The following is a 14572-nucleotide window of genomic DNA, read 5'->3' on the forward strand; positions in this document are numbered from 1 at the left end:
GACGATCGGCGCAAGAATTGAATTGCCAGCAAATATTACATATATCATATTGCGACAATAATATTCAGCCTCCGGTGCCCCGCCATGACCAGCCTGCCCACCCTCGACCCCTCCGCCGTCACTGCCACCCCGGTCCCGGACCAACCGCCCGTGCTCAAGCGCCTGGCCTTCACCGCCCTGGCGCTGGCAGCCCTGGTGGGCCTGGCGTTCTACGGCCTGCACTGGTGGACCAGCGGGCGCTTTATCGAAAAGACCGACGACGCCTACATAGGCGGCGACGTGACCGTGGTCGGCCCCAAGGTGGCCGGCTACATCGAGCAGGTGCTGGTCAGCGACAACCAGCGGGTCAAGGCCGGCGACCTGCTGATCCGCCTCGACTCGCGGGACTACCGCGCCAACCTGGCCAAGGCCGAAGGCGCGGTGGCCGCCGCCCAGGCGCTGCTGGCCAACCTGGATGCCACCGAACAGTTGCAACAGGCGGTGATCAGCCAGGCCCGCGCCGGGATCGACGCCACCACCGCGGAGATGAACCGCTCCCGCGACGATAATGCCCGCTACAAGCGCCTCGTAGGCAGCTCGGCGGTGTCGGTGGAAAGCGCGCAACGGGCCGAGGCCGGCTTCAGGACCGCCCAGGCCCTCAACACCCGGGCCCAGGCCGAGCTGCTGGCGACCCAGCGCCAGTTGCAGGTGATCGCCACCCAGAAGCTGCAGGCCAGGGCTGCCCTGCTGCAGGCCAGCGCCGAACGCGACCTGGCGCAGCTGAACCTGGGCTACACCGAGATCCGCGCGCCCATGGACGGGGTAATCGGCAACCGCCGGGCGCGCAATGGCGCCTACACCACGGCCGGTGCCCAGTTGCTGTCGCTGGTGCCCGCCAGCGGCCTGTGGGTGGACGCCAACTTCAAGGAAGACCAGCTGCAACACATGAGCCCCGGCCAGCGTGTGGTGATTCGCGCCGACGTGCTGCCCGGCCGCGAGTTCCATGGCCACCTGGACAGCCTGGCACCGGCCACCGGCGCCCAGTTCAGCGTGCTGCCGCCGGAAAACGCCACCGGCAATTTCACCAAGATCGTCCAGCGGGTGCCGGTGCGGGTGATCCTCGATCCCCAGGATGCCCTGCTCGGCCAGTTGCGCCCCGGCCTGTCGGTGACGGCCGCGGTGGACACCCAGGACCGTCCGGCAAGCGCCGCGCCCGCCGTGGCCAGCGCGCCATGAGCCGGGCCCTCGCCGCCCCGGCCCAGCCCTTCGATGCGGCCAGCATGGCCACCGCGGCCAAGGTCTTCGCCTTCGCCACCATGTGCATCGGCATGTTCATCGCCCTGCTGGATATCCAGATCGTCTCGGCGTCGCTGCGCGATATCGGCGGCGGGCTGTCGGCCGGCACCGACGAAACCGCCTGGGTGCAGACCAGCTACCTGATCGCCGAAATCATCGTCATCCCGCTGTCGGGCTGGCTGTCGCGGGTGTTCTCCACGCGCTGGCTGTTCTGTGCCTCGGCGGTGGGCTTCACCCTGACCAGCCTGCTCTGCGGCGCGGCCTGGAATATCCAGAGCATGATTGTGTTCCGCGCGCTGCAGGGTTTTCTCGGCGGCTCGATGATCCCGCTGGTGTTCACCACCGCGTTCTTTTTCTTCACCGGCAAGCAGCGGGTGATCGCCGCGGCGACCATCGGCGCCGTAGCATCCCTGGCGCCGACCCTGGGGCCGGTGATCGGCGGCTGGATCACCGAGGTGTCGAGCTGGCACTGGCTGTTCTACATCAACCTGCTGCCCGGGGTATTCGTCGCCGTGGCGGTGCCGCTGCTGGTGAAGATCGACCACCCGGACCTGAGCCTGCTCAAGGGCGCCGACTACCTGAGCATGCTGTTGCTCGCGCTGCTCCTCGGCTGCCTGGAATACACCCTGGAAGAAGGCCCGCGCTGGAACTGGTTCAGCGACAGCACCATCCTCGCCACCGCCTGGATTTCCGGGCTGGCCGGCCTGGCCTTTATCGGCCGCACCCTGCACGCGGCCAACCCCATCGTCGACCTGCGCGCCCTCAAGGATCGCAACTTCGCCCTCGGCTGCTTCTTTTCCTTCGTCACCGGCATCGGCCTGTTCGCCACCATCTACCTGACGCCGCTGTTCCTCGGCCGGGTGCGCGGCTACAGCGCGCTGGACATCGGCATGGCGGTGTTTTCCACCGGGGTGTTCCAGATTCTCGCGATCCCGCTCTATGCGTTTCTCGCCAACCGCGTCGACCTGCGCTGGATCATGATGGCGGGCCTGGGGCTGTTCGCGGTGTCGATGTGGGATTTCAGCCCGATCACCCATGACTGGGGGGCCAACGAATTGTTGCTGCCACAAGCCTTGCGCGGCATCGCCCAGCAACTGGCGGTGCCGCCGGCAGTGACCCTGACCCTGGGCGGGCTGGCCCCGGCGCGGCTCAAGCATGCCTCGGGGTTGTTCAACCTGATGCGCAACCTCGGTGGCGCGATCGGCATCGCCGCCTGCGCGACCATCCTCAACGATCGCACCAACCTGCACTTCACCCGCCTGGCCGAACACCTCAACAGCAGCAACGAGGCGCTCAACCAGTGGCTGGCCCGGGTCGGCGGCAATTTCGCGGCGCTGGGCCAGGGCCCGGACGAGAGCGTCACCGCCAGCCTGCGCCAGCTGTGGCAACTGACGTACCGCGAAGCGCAGACGCAGACCTACGGCGATGCGTTCCTGATGATCATGGCCTGCTTCATCGTCGCCACGGTGCTGGTGCCGCTGATGCGCAAGGTCGCGCCGCCGGCGGCGCCGTCGGCCGACGCTCATTGAGCCAGGGGAGTCAGGCCTTGGGCATCTTGCGAAAGCCCACCGCCAGGCGGTTCCAGCTGTTGATGGTGGCGATGGCCAGGCTCAGGTCGACCTGCTCGCTGGGGCTGAACTGGCTGCTCAGCAGCTCGTAGTCGGCATCCGGCGCGTGGGTTTCGCTGACCCGGGTCAGGGCCTCGGTCCAGGCCAGGGCCGCCCGCTCGCGGTCGGTGAAGAACGGCGCCTCGCGCCAGACCGCAACGGCGTACAGGCGGCGTTCGGTTTCCCCGGCCTTGCGCGCATCGGCGGTGTGCATGTCGACGCAGAAGGCACAGCCGTTGATCTGCGAGGCGCGCAGCTTCACCAGCTCGATCAGGGGCTTTTCCAGGGGCAGTTTCGAGACCGCGGTTTCCAGCGCCATCATGGCTTTGAGGGCGTCCGGCGAGGCGGTGTAGAAGTCGATGCGCGGTTGCATGGGGGGGCTCCGGGTCACAGTGAATGTGGCGCTACGTTAAGCCCGGGCCTGCTGCGGACCAATAACCAATTCCGGCGAAGAGCAGGTGACCAATCGCCCCGGCCCAACGACGACCTTGCGTAGGAGCGCAGCTTGCGCGCGATCCGCGCAGCGGCCATTGATTGCGGTGGCCGGGCTGGCGTCATCGCGCGCAAGCTGCGCTCCTACACGATCGTTGGGGTCAGGCGCGGCGGCGCAGCCACTGCATGAAGCCTTTTTTCGCCACCGGGCGCGGGGCTTCCTGGGTCAGGGCCTGGGCCAGGTGCTCGCGGAAATCCAGCAGGTTCTTCATCGCCTCGTTGATGTCGCGCCGGGCGTCCAGGCACGGCTTGAGGAACTCGTTGTCGATACGGTACAGGCTGCACTGGCTCTTGGCCGTGAAGTCGGCCCGGGTCGCCTCTTCGCTGACCACCCCCGCCTCGCCCAGCACTTCCCCCGGCCCCATGCGCCCGCCCTCGAACAGCTTGCCGTCGCGCACCAGGCTCACCGAGACCACGCCCGACTCGATGATGAACAGATGGTCGCTGACCTCCCCCGCCGCCAGGATCGTCTCGCCGGCGCGGAAGGTCTGCAGGGTCATGTTCTGGCTGAAGGTTTCCTTCTCCTCCTGGCGCAGGGTGGAGAAGATGTTCGAGCTGTCGAGCAGCTTGCGCGCCCGCGAGGTATCGGCCGGCGCGCTGCTTTCGGTGCTGGACAGCAGGCTGACGCCGGACGCCTGCAAGTGCCGGAACGCCAGGTCGAACAGCTGGTTGCGCACTTCGCGCTTCTGCCCCATGGAAGACACGAAGCCGCTGATTTCATACTCCACCCCGGCGTTGCCCGAGCTTTTCAGGGTCACGCTGGGGGCTGGCGTCGCGAGCAGGAAACGGCAGCCGAGCATGGCCCGCTCCAGCGCCTCGATCACCGTTTGCGGCCGGGCGTGGGGGCTGACCTGGACACTGATCGACAGCCCGTGCATGTCGGCAGGACGGCTGAAGTTGACGATCTTGGCCTTGGCCGCCATGGAGTTGGGGATCACCGCCGTACTGCCCTGGGAGGTCTGCAGGCGGGTGGCGCGCCAGTCGATATCGATGACCCGGCCTTCGGTGCCGTCGATGGAGATCCAGTCATCGAGCTGGTAAGGCTTGGTGGTGTTCAGCACGATGCCGGAGAACACATCGCTCAAGGTGCTCTGCAACGCCAGGCCGACGATGATCGCCACTGCGCCGGAGGTCGCCAGCACGCCCTTGACCGGCAGTTCCAGCACATAGGCCATGGCCGCGATCACGGCGATCAGGAAGATCACCGCGCCCATCAGGTCTTGCAGCAGCCTTCCGGTGTGCCCGACCCGTTGCATCATCAGGGTGCCCAGCAGCACCGTCAGGGTCCGCGCGCCGAACAGCCACCAACCGATCTGCAAGCCCGTGGCGGCCAGGTGCATCGGCACATCGTCCGGCCAGGGCGCCGCCTGCAGCGGGTTCAGGCCCTGGTTGAACAGCAGCACGCTGTACAGGCTGAAAATCACCACCCGCACCACGAGCTTCCAGTAACCGACCCAGGTGCCGATCAGGCGCCACAGCAGCATGTCCAGCAGGATCAGGACCAGCGCGGCGAACAGCGGGTGGTCGACGAACAGAATCGGCATCGGGCAACTCCAGCACAGTCAGAGGCGCGACAATCGCACAGAAGCCACTTTGCAGGTATAGCCGGAAAAGAAAAAAACAGGGGCCTCGCCAGAGGCCCCTGTGCGCAACGCTGCCTTCATCCGGCCGCAGGCCCGGCCTGCGGCGGGCGGCAGGTCACTTGCCCTGGGTCAGGGTGGTGTAGCTGGTGATCAGGTTGCGGTAGTCCGGGATGTGGTTGGAGAACAGCGTCCCCAGGCCCTCGATGTCGTTGCGCCAGTCGCGGTGCAGTTCGCAGGCCAGGCCGAACCAGGTCATCAGCTGGGCGCCGGCGGTGGACATGCGGTTCCAGGCCGAATCGCGGGTCAGTTCGTTGAAGGTGCCGGAAGCGTCGGTCACCACGAACACCTCGAACCCTTCTTCCAGCGCCGACAGCGCCGGGAACGCCACGCAGACCTCGGTCACCACGCCGGCGATGATCAGTTGCTTCTTGCCGGTGGCCTTGATCGCCTTGACGAAGTCTTCGTTATCCCAGGCATTGATCTGGCCCGGGCGGGCGATGTAGGGCGCGTCCGGGAACAGCGCCTTGAGCTCGGGCACCAGCGGGCCGTTGGGGCCGGTTTCGAAACTGGTGGTGAGGATGGTCGGCAGCTTGAAGTACTTGGCCAGGTCGGCCAGGGCCAGCACGTTGTTCTTGAACTTGTCCGGATCGATGTCACGGACCAGGGACAGCAAGCCGGCCTGATGATCGACCAGCAGAACGGCGGCGTTGTCCTTGTCCAGGCGCTTGTAAGTGGAAGTCATGGGGAAATCCTCGCTTCTTGTCGATGCCGAACCCACGTCGGCGTTGGGGTGCTCATTCAGCGCTGGGAGTCCAGCACTTCATGCTCGTTGGCCACTTGCTGAGCCTTGATGTAGCTCTCGATCAGCAACTGGTAATGCGGCATGGCCTGGGCGTAGACCGCGGCCCATTGCTCGGCGTCCGGGCGGTTCCACGAACCCTGCAATTCGGAAAGCGTAGCCATGATGTCGATCGGCACCACCCCGGCCTGGGCCAGGCGGGCGATGGTCAGATCAGTGGCCAGGCTGGAGTGGTTGCCCGAGGCATCGACCACCGCGAACACCTTGTAGCCTTCGTAGGCCGCGGCGATCGAGGGAAACGCCAGGCACACGCTGGTCAGGGTCCCGGCGATCACCAGGGTGTTCTTGCCGGTGGCCTTGACCGCCGCGCGGAACTCGGGATTGTCCCAGGCGTTTATTTCACCTTTGCGCGCCACGTACTGGGCATGCGGCGCCTCCTGGTGGATCTCCGGGATCAACGGGCCGTTGGGGCCCTGGGGCACCGAAGCGGTGGTGATCACCGGCATCTTCAGCAGGGTCGCGGCTTTCGCCAGGGCGACGGCGTTGGCCCGCAGCTGCGGTACGTCCATGTCCTTGACGATCTGGAACAGCCCGCTCTGGTGGTCGATCAGCAGCATCGCCGCGTCGCTGGGATCGATGGTCGGCTTGGCGCCATTGAAGTTGGCCACATTGACGTTATTCATCTGCAGTTCCTCTTGGGGTTAAGGCATGCCTGTTCCAGGCACGTTTTTTTCAGGCAACCGCCCTCCCTGGCGCTGAATCCGGCCCACACGTCCTGTACACGCCGGTGTTGGAGGGTCAGCCGGGCATCTGCCCGAAGCGACCGGACTGGAAGTCGGCGAACGCCTGGTGAATCTCTGCCTCACTGTTCATCACGAACGGCCCGTGGCCGACGATGGGCTCGTCGATCGGTTCGCCGCTGAGCAGCAGCACCACCGCTTCGTTGTTGGCTTCCAGGCCGAGCTGGTCACCGTCGCGCTCGAACAGCGCCAGCTGCCCTTCGCGCACCAGCTCCTGGCCGTTGACCTGGACCGTGCCGCGCAGCACCACCAGCGCGGTGTTGCGCCCCGGGTGCAAGTCGAGGGTCAGGGGCTTGCCGGCATTGAGCCGCAGGTCCCAGACATCGATCGGGGTGAAGGTCCGGGCCGGGCCCCGCACGCCGTCGAATTCGCCGGCGATCAGGCGCAGGGAACCGGCCTTGCCGGGCAGCGCGATGGACGGGATGTCGCCGTCGACGATGGTCTGGTAGCCCGGCGCGGCCATCTTGTCCCGCGCCGGCAGGTTGACCCACAGCTGGACCATTTCCAGGGTGCCGCCAGACCGGGCGAACGCTTCGGAGTGGAACTCCTCGTGGAGGATCCCCGACGCCGCGGTCATCCATTGCACGTCGCCGGGGCCGATCTTGCCGCCGCTGCCGGTGGAGTCGCGGTGTTCCAGCTCGCCCTTGTAGACGATGGTCACGGTTTCGAAACCGCGGTGCGGGTGCTGGCCCACGCCGCGGCGCTCGCGGGTCGGGGTGAATTCAGCGGGCCCTGCGTGATCGAGCAGCAGGAACGGGCTGATGTGCTTGCCCAGGCTGTCGTAGGAAAACAGCGTGCGCACCGGGAAACCGTCGCCCACCCAATGGGACCGTGGGCTGGTGTAGATACCAATGATGTTTTTCATGCTGTGCCTCCGAAATGGGTGAGTTATTTCGTGGAGACACCTTAAAACCCATACCTTTGCTGCACTAGACTGCAAAAATTGCCCTTAGCGTTCCATTTGGAGAACGATGGTGGAAGACCTCAATACCCTCTACTACTTCACCCAGGTCGTCGAACATCGCGGTTTCGCTGCCGCCGGGCGCGCCCTGGACATCCCCAAGTCGAAGCTCAGCCGGCGCATTTCCCAGCTCGAGGAACGCCTCGGCGTGCGCCTGATCCATCGCACCAGCCGCCATTGTTCGCTCACCGAGATCGGCCAGGAGTACTACCAGCGTTGCCTGGCCATGCGCGTGGAGGCGGAGAGCGCCGCCGAAGTCATCGAGCGCAACCGCTCCGAACCCCAGGGCGTGGTGCGCATCAGTTGCCCGGTCGCGCTGCTCAACTCCTGGGTCGGGCCGATGCTGACCCGCTATATGCTCAAGTACCCGCTGGTGGAACTGTTCATCGAGAGCACCAACCGCCGCGTCGACCTGCTCCACGAAGGGTTCGACATCGCCCTGCGGGTGCGCTTCCCGCCACTGGAGAGCAGCGACCTGGTGATGAAGGTGCTGGGCAACAGTACCCAGTGCCTGGTCGGCCACCCGGACTTTCTCGCGCGCCTGTCGAACCCCGCCTCGCCCGCCGACCTCAGCGGCCTGCCGAGCCTGCACTGGGGCGCGGCGCAGCGCGAATACCACTGGGAACTGTTCGGCCCCAACGAAGCGCTGGCGCAGATCCGCCACCAGCCGCGCATGGTCACCGACGACCTGATCGCCCTGCGCCACGCGGCCGTGGCCGGTATCGGCATCGTCCACCTGCCCAGCGTGGTGGTGCGCGACGACATCGCCGCCGGACGCCTGGTGCAATTGGTGCCGGACTGGACGCCCAAGTGCGGGATCGTCCATGCGATCTTTCCGTCGCGCCGGGGCCTGCTGCCGTCGGTGCGCACCCTGCTCGACTTTCTCGGCGAAGAGTTCGACCGCAGCGACATGACCTGAAGGCGAGGATTCTCCAGCCTGTGGCGGTTTTGGCACTGGCTCGCGAAATATTTCGAGCATAATATTTTCTCTCGAACCCTTGTCCCGTCCTTGAGGAAACACTCATGCAAAGCCCATCACGCGACGCCACGCTGGCCCAGTGGATTGCCCAGGAACAGGCCATGCGCGCGCGCCTCGCCGGTCCGGGCAGCCTGTCCCTGGCCGAGGTCAGCGCCCTCACGCCCGCCGAGTTCTTCGCCGGCATCGGCAACGGCGAACTGCCCTCGCCGCCCATCGGCAGCCTGCTGGACTTCATCCCCATCGAATGGTCCGAGGGGCACTTCGTGTTCCAGGGCACGCCGGACTCGCGCCACTACAACCCGCTGGGCAGCGTGCATGGCGGTTATGCCGCGACCCTGCTGGATTCCTGCATGGGCTGCGCGATCCATACCCGGCTGCAAAAGGGTCAGGGCTACACCACCCTGGACCTGCGCATCAGCTATGTCCGCGCCCTGACCGGCGCCAGCGGGCCGATCCGCGCCGAAGGCAAGATCGTCCACCTCGGCCGCTCCACCGCCCTGGCCGAAGGGCGGATCTACGACGTCGACGGCCGCCTGTACGCCACCGGTTCCACCACCTGCATGATCCTCGCGCCGCGCGGCTGAAATCCATGTTCGCCGCCGGCCCGGCTCGTTACGACGGACAGCCGCGTGTCGCCCCTCGGGGGAGCAGGCAGGCGCAGGGTTGCAGGAGGAAGGATAAAGCGCGGGAGCCGAGGGCCGCTCGACCGACCTGCCCCGCCGGCCTTGCGCCGGCGCGGGCTCGAGGTTTCAGCGCAACATGGCGCTGCGCGGCACACCGTCGGGAGTGAGCTGGGCCTCGTTGCAAGAGTCGAAGGACGCTCCCGGCACCGGGGCCGGGTGCCGGCGGCCGGTGTCGACCGCGCGCATCAGGCGGCCGAGGGTGTCGTGGTCCGGCAACGCCTGGCTGCTGGTGTAGATCTTGCGTTGCCGGCCGACGGCAACCGACGGCGCCATCGACCGTTCGCAGTCATAGACCAGGCCATGGCGGATCTGCGGGTTGTCCATGCAGAACGCCAGCATGTCGAGCCGGGCGTGGCGCCCCAGGGTCGCGTTGATGATCACCAGGTCCATCGGCTCGCTGCCGTATTCCACGACGTTCAGCAGCTCGATGAGCCGGTACATCGGGGCGATCCGGTAGTAGCCGAGCTGGTTCAACACCCGCTCGATCTTCATTCGATGAAAATGCTGCTCATCGGCGATCAGGATTCGTAACGCTTTATTCGGCATTTTTCTCGACCATGAAAAAATCTGATGTGACAGGCTCCAAGCCCCGGTCATGAAGGCTAGGGGAGCGACCCGGCGTTTTCTCTAAGGTTTTCCTGAAAGTGCCGGTCCAGCGGTGCTGGACAGGCCATTTACGTTTTGCCGACCTGAAGCCAAGGCGTTATCTGTGCCGCCTCGGGATTATTCGTCCGATCACCCATCCTCCTTCGCAGGGCGAGGAGTGATATGCGCAATGAAGCGCTGGAGGATTTCCGCGGTGGCCCGGCGCACCCAGAGCACCTGCTGCAACGCCGGGGCGCCGAGCAGCACCGGCAGCGCCTGCTCGGTGCGGCCGCCATAGATCAGCGCATGGCGGATCTGCGGGTTGCCCAGGCAGAACGCCCCGGCATCCACCCCGGCGGCGAACGCCAGTTCGCCGCTGAGCAGCAACAGGTCGAAGTTGTCGAACGGCTCGCAGGAATAGTGGGTCAGGGTCGCCAGTTCGCGGAACGACGGCACCGCGGCGACACGGAAATACCCCAGGCCATTGAGCAGCCGCGTGATACCCGCGCACTGCTTGGCGGACGCGTCGGCGATCAGGATTCTCAAACGCTTGTCGAGCATGGGCGCGGCAACTATCGGCAGGACACCAGAGGGATAAAAAGACTATCCGATGGGCCTGGCCCGACTCTTTAGGAAAATTCCCAAAGAACGGCCGTAAACAGGAATTTCTTTCTTGGAAACGGCTTACCTGACAGATCGGACACCACGGCCAGGCGCACCGCGCGGGGCGCGGCGCCGCAGGCTCACTCCGTGGTGCTGGGGCTCCAGAACGCCTGCTCCACCAGGGCCGAGGTGGACAGGCGCGCCACCAGCGCATCGAGCTCGTCGCCGTCCACCGAGGTGGTGGCCAGGGTGGCCTCGATCTCCACGTCGTCGTTGCCGAAGGCGTGCACATCGATATCGCTGGCCGGGTAGTTGCTGCGCTCCAGTTCCGCCTCGAGCAGGGCGAACACGGCTTTCTGCTTGGAGCGATGGGCGATGACGTAGACGATGTTGGTGACCTCGGCGGAAATCACATCCAGCGGCTGGCGGTTGATGTTGTTGACGATCGGCCGCAGCAGGGTGTTGGCCGCCAGCACGAACAGCGTGCCGAGGAAGGCTTCGAGGATCAGGTCGGCGCCGGCGCAGGCGCCCACCGCCGCCGAGGCCCAGAGGGTGGCGGCGGTGTTCAGGCCACGGACGTTGCCCTCCTCGCGCATGATCACCCCGGCGCCGAGAAAGCCGATGCCGGACACCACATAGGCCACCACCCGCACCGCACCTTCGGCGCCGCCGAGACGGTTGGCCATGTCGACGAAGATCGCCGCGCCCACCGCCACCAGCACGTTGGTGCGCAAGCCCGCGGTGCGTTGCCGGTACTGCCGCTCGAAGCCGATCAGGCCGCCGAGGATAAAGGCCGCGCTGAGGCTGACCAGGGTGTCGACCAGGGAGGCCAGGTTGATGTTGTGCAGGGCTTGCATCGGGTCTGTCCTTGGAATTGAGGGGGGGTCGAGCAGCGGACCGCTGGGCGGTCCATCGCGCGCAAGCTGCGCTCCTACAGGATAGAGGGGCCAGGATAGTGGGGCGACCGCGATCTTGCCCCACGCCTGTTACAGCCCGGTGGCTGGCCTCCTGTAGGAGCGCAGCTTGCGCGCGATGGGGCCAGCCGGTGCAACGACCATCTTGCGCCGGCGTGCATGACGAGGAGATGGCGATTGTCGGCTGGCTCAAGGAATCAGGGCCGCTTCATTGCCAGCCGAACCGCCGGATATAGAAGCCCTTCACCGCCTGGGTCAGCGCCATGTAGGCCAGCAGGATCGCCGGCAGGAACACGAAGTACAGCGACGGCAACGCCTGCAGCTTGAAGTAGTGCGCCAGCGGGCCCATGGGCAGGAAGATGCCGATGGCCATGATCAGCCCGGTCATCACCAGCAGCGGCGTGGCCGCGCGGCTTTGCAGGAACGGGATCTTCGGCGTGCGGATCATGTGCACGATCAGGGTCTGGGTCAGCAGCCCGACCACGAACCAGCCGGACTGGAACAGGGTCTGGTGGTCCGGGGTATTGGCGTCGAACACGTACCACATCAGGGCGAAGGTGCCGATGTCGAAGATCGAGCTGATCGGCCCGAAGAACAGCATGAAGCGCCCGACGTCCGCCGGCTGCCAGCGCTGCGGCCGGGCCAGCATTTCTTCGTCGACGTTGTCGAACGGGATGGCGATCTGCGAAATGTCGTACAGCAGGTTCTGCACCAGCAGGTGCATCGGCAGCATCGGCAGGAATGGAATGAAAGCGCTGGCCACCAGCACCGAGAACACGTTGCCGAAGTTGGAGCTGGCGGTCATTTTGATGTACTTGAGCATGTTGGCGAAGGTCCGCCGCCCTTCCAGCACGCCCTCCTCCAGCACCATCAGGCTCTTTTCCAGGAGGATGATGTCCGCCGCCTCCTTGGCGATGTCCACCGCGCTGTCCACCGAGATGCCGATATCCGCAGTGCGCAACGCCGGGGCGTCGTTGATGCCGTCGCCCATGAAGCCCACCACATGGCCGTTGCCCTTGAGCAAGCGGACGATGCGTTCCTTGTGGCTGGGGGTCAGCCGGGCGAAAACGTTGGTGCTCTCCACCGCCTGCGCCAGCTGTTCGTCGCTCATGCGCTCGATGTCGTTGCCCAGCAGCAGGCCCTGCTGGTCGAGACCGACTTCGCGGCAGATCTTCGCGGTCACCAGCTCGTTGTCGCCGGTCAGCACCTTCACCGCCACGCCGTGGGCGGCCAGGGCCTTGAGGGCCGGCGCGGTGCTTTCCTTGGGCGGGTCGAGGAAGGCCACGTAGCCGATCAGGGTCAGCTCGCGCTCGTCCGCCAGGCTGTAGCTGTCGCCGCCCTGCGCCATCGCCCGGGCGGCCACGGCCACCACCCGCAGGCCTTCGCCGTTGAACGCCGCAGTGACCTCGCGGATGCGCGCCAGCAACGCCTCGCTCAGCGCTTCCTCGGCGTCGCCATGGCGCACCCGGGTGCACACCGCCAGCACCTCCTCCACCGCGCCCTTGCAGATCAGCAAATGCGGCCGCTGTTGTTCGGCCACCACCACCGACATGCGCCGCCGGGTGAAGTCGAAGGGGATCTCGTCGACCTTCTGGAACGCGGTGCCGACCCGCAGTTCGCGGTGCACTTCGACGTGTTCGAGCACCGCCACGTCGAGCAGGTTTTTCAGCCCGGTCTGGTAGTAGCTGTTCAGGTAGGCCATCTCCAGCACGTCGTCGGACTCCTCCCCCCAGACATCCACATGCCGGGCGAGGAAGATCTTGTCCTGGGTCAGGGTGCCGGTCTTGTCGGTGCACAGCACGTCCATGGCGCCGAAGTTCTGGATCGCGTCCAGGCGCTTGACGATGACCTTCTTGCGCGACAGGAACACCGCGCCCTTGGCCAGGGTCGAGGTGACGATCATCGGCAGCATTTCCGGGGTCAGGCCCACAGCGATGGACAACGCGAACAGCAGCGCCTCCATCCAGTCGCCCTTGGTGAAGCCGTTGATGAACAGCACCAGCGGCGCCATCACAAACATGAAGCGGATCAGCAGCCAGCTGACCTTGTTCACCCCGTTCTGGAACGAGGTCGGCGCGCGGTCGGTGGCGCCGACCCGCTGCGCCAGGGCGCCGAAATAGGTGGCGTTGCCGGTGGTCAGGACCAGCGCCGTGGCCGCGCCGGACACCACGTTGGTGCCCATGAACAGGATGTTGTCCAGCTCCAGCGGGTTGAGGGTCGCGGCGTCCTGTTGGCGCGGGAATTTCTCCACCGGCATCGATTCGCCGGTCATCGCCGCCTGGCTGACGAACAGGTCCTTGGCGCTGAGCACCCGGCAGTCGGCGGGGATCATGTCGCCGGCCGAGAGCTGGATCAGGTCGCCCGGCACCAGTTGCCGGATCGGCAGTTCCACGCGGGGCAAGCCCTGGCTCGCCACCGTCTCGCCGTGCAGCCGGGCAAACATCGACGGCGCGCTGCCGGCGACGTCGCGCCGCAGCACGGTGGCGGTGTTGCTGACCATCGCCTTGAGGGCGTCGGCGGCCTTGTTCGACTTGGCCTCCTGCCAGAAGCGCAGCAGGGTCGAGAGCACCACCATGGACAGGATCACCGTGGCCGCCTTCAGGTCTTCGGTCAGCCAGGAGATCAGCGCCAGCAGGCTCAGCAGCAGGTTGAAGGGGTTCCGGTAGCAGTGCCACAGGTGCGCCCACCATGGCAGCGGTTGCTCGTGCTCGACCTCGTTGAGGCCGTGCCGCTCGCGCAGCACGTGGGCCTCGGCCTCGCTCAGGCCGTCGCTGTGGCTGCCGAGGCGTTCCAGCAGGCCCGCGGTGTCGCTGTTGGCCGCGGCCACCAGGGTCTGCGCCAGGCTCGGCGGCACATCGCGGCTGACACTGGCGTCGCTGAAGCTTTCCAGCAGGGCCAGGCGACGAAAGTGCCGGGCGAAGTGCCGGGTCCGCAGGAAGCCGGCAAAAAACTCTTTGAGCAGGGTGAGGTTCATCGATGTCCCCTAAACGGTCGGCGCCGCGGGACGCGCAACAGGCTCGGGTTCGCCGGCCGCGCAGGCGCGACCGTAGCGGCGATGCGGCGCTCGGCCGGGCATCGCCCACTGGTGCAGTGTCGACGGGAAGGCATCGGGATGCGGGCCGCAAAGGCCGCGATCGGGAAGCCGCCGCTCGCTGTTACGGCAAGACAACGGCGCAAAAAGCGGGGGCGTTATCTGGCCGGGAAGGGGCCGGTCAGGACAACCGGCCGACTACTGTCACTCGAACACGTACCCACTGTGGGTCTCCGCTTGATGGAAAACGCGCGCAGCTT

At 66.2% G+C, this 14572-nt stretch carries 13 protein-coding genes; 4 read left to right on the plus strand and 9 right to left on the minus strand.

All coding sequences use genetic code 11. The features are described from left to right. Positions 1-84: 84 nt before the first annotated feature. Entirely contained in the window at positions 85-1215 is a 1131-nt protein-coding gene (locus TO66_RS21335; RefSeq protein ID WP_044464135.1) for an HlyD family secretion protein, read from the plus strand. After that, complete coding sequence (locus TO66_RS21340) at positions 1212-2804, plus strand: DHA2 family efflux MFS transporter permease subunit (protein ID WP_044464136.1); 1593 nt, start codon at positions 1212-1214, stop codon at positions 2802-2804. The genes TO66_RS21335 and TO66_RS21340 overlap by 4 nt, the downstream gene beginning before the upstream one ends. Positions 2805-2814: 10 nt before the next feature. Here TO66_RS21340 and TO66_RS21345 read toward each other — a convergent pair whose 3' ends face one another. The 5 genes from TO66_RS21345 to TO66_RS21365 all read right to left on the minus strand — a co-directional run bounded on the left by TO66_RS21345 (position 2815) and on the right by TO66_RS21365 (position 7421). Next, entirely contained in the window at positions 2815-3255 is a 441-nt protein-coding gene (locus TO66_RS21345) for a carboxymuconolactone decarboxylase family protein (protein ID WP_044464137.1), read from the minus strand. A 220-nt stretch (positions 3256-3475) separates the two neighbouring features. After that, positions 3476-4918, minus strand: a complete 1443-nt coding sequence (locus TO66_RS21350; protein ID WP_044464138.1) for a mechanosensitive ion channel family protein — start codon at positions 4916-4918, stop codon at positions 3476-3478. 154 nt (positions 4919-5072) lie between these two features. Beyond that, positions 5073-5699 (minus strand): isochorismate family cysteine hydrolase YcaC, encoded by a 627-nt coding sequence (gene ycaC, locus TO66_RS21355; protein ID WP_044464139.1) that lies wholly within the window; start codon positions 5697-5699, stop codon positions 5073-5075. A 56-nt stretch (positions 5700-5755) separates the two neighbouring features. Then, complete coding sequence (locus TO66_RS21360; RefSeq protein WP_044464140.1) at positions 5756-6439, minus strand: isochorismatase family protein; 684 nt, start codon at positions 6437-6439, stop codon at positions 5756-5758. A 115-nt stretch (positions 6440-6554) separates the two neighbouring features. Continuing rightward, a complete protein-coding gene (locus TO66_RS21365) occupies positions 6555-7421 on the minus strand; it encodes a pirin family protein (RefSeq protein ID WP_044464141.1) in 867 nt (288 codons plus the stop codon). A gap of 106 nt (positions 7422-7527) precedes the next feature. Between TO66_RS21365 and TO66_RS21370 the strand changes: the two genes are divergently transcribed. Then, positions 7528-8436 carry a LysR family transcriptional regulator gene (locus tag TO66_RS21370; protein WP_044464142.1) on the plus strand — a complete coding sequence of 303 codons (909 nt, stop codon included), beginning with the start codon at positions 7528-7530 and terminating at the stop codon, positions 8434-8436. Positions 8437-8540: 104 nt separating this feature from the next. Continuing rightward, on the plus strand, positions 8541-9080 hold the full coding sequence (locus TO66_RS21375; protein WP_044464143.1) for a PaaI family thioesterase: 540 nt from the start codon (positions 8541-8543) through the stop codon (positions 9078-9080). Positions 9081-9245: 165 nt separating this feature from the next. Here TO66_RS21375 and TO66_RS21380 read toward each other — a convergent pair whose 3' ends face one another. The 4 genes from TO66_RS21380 to mgtA all read right to left on the minus strand — a co-directional run bounded on the left by TO66_RS21380 (position 9246) and on the right by mgtA (position 14255). Then, positions 9246-9725, minus strand: coding sequence for a hypothetical protein (locus TO66_RS21380; RefSeq protein ID WP_044464144.1), 480 nt, complete (start codon positions 9723-9725; stop codon positions 9246-9248). 189 nt (positions 9726-9914) lie between these two features. Continuing rightward, the gene (locus tag TO66_RS21385; RefSeq protein WP_044464145.1) at positions 9915-10325 is read right to left on the minus strand and encodes a hypothetical protein; all 411 of its coding nucleotides are present in this window, start codon (positions 10323-10325) and stop codon (positions 9915-9917) included. Between the two features lie 182 nt (positions 10326-10507). Then, positions 10508-11224, minus strand: a complete 717-nt coding sequence (locus tag TO66_RS21390) for an MgtC/SapB family protein (protein WP_044464146.1) — start codon at positions 11222-11224, stop codon at positions 10508-10510. Positions 11225-11489: 265 nt separating this feature from the next. Next, positions 11490-14255, minus strand: coding sequence for a magnesium-translocating P-type ATPase (gene mgtA / locus TO66_RS21395; protein WP_044464147.1), 2766 nt, complete (start codon positions 14253-14255; stop codon positions 11490-11492). Positions 14256-14572: the final 317 nt, after the last annotated feature.

Origin of the sequence: Pseudomonas sp. MRSN 12121 (assembly GCF_000931465.1) — a bacterium.
Taxonomy (GTDB): Bacteria; Pseudomonadota; Gammaproteobacteria; order Pseudomonadales; family Pseudomonadaceae; genus Aquipseudomonas.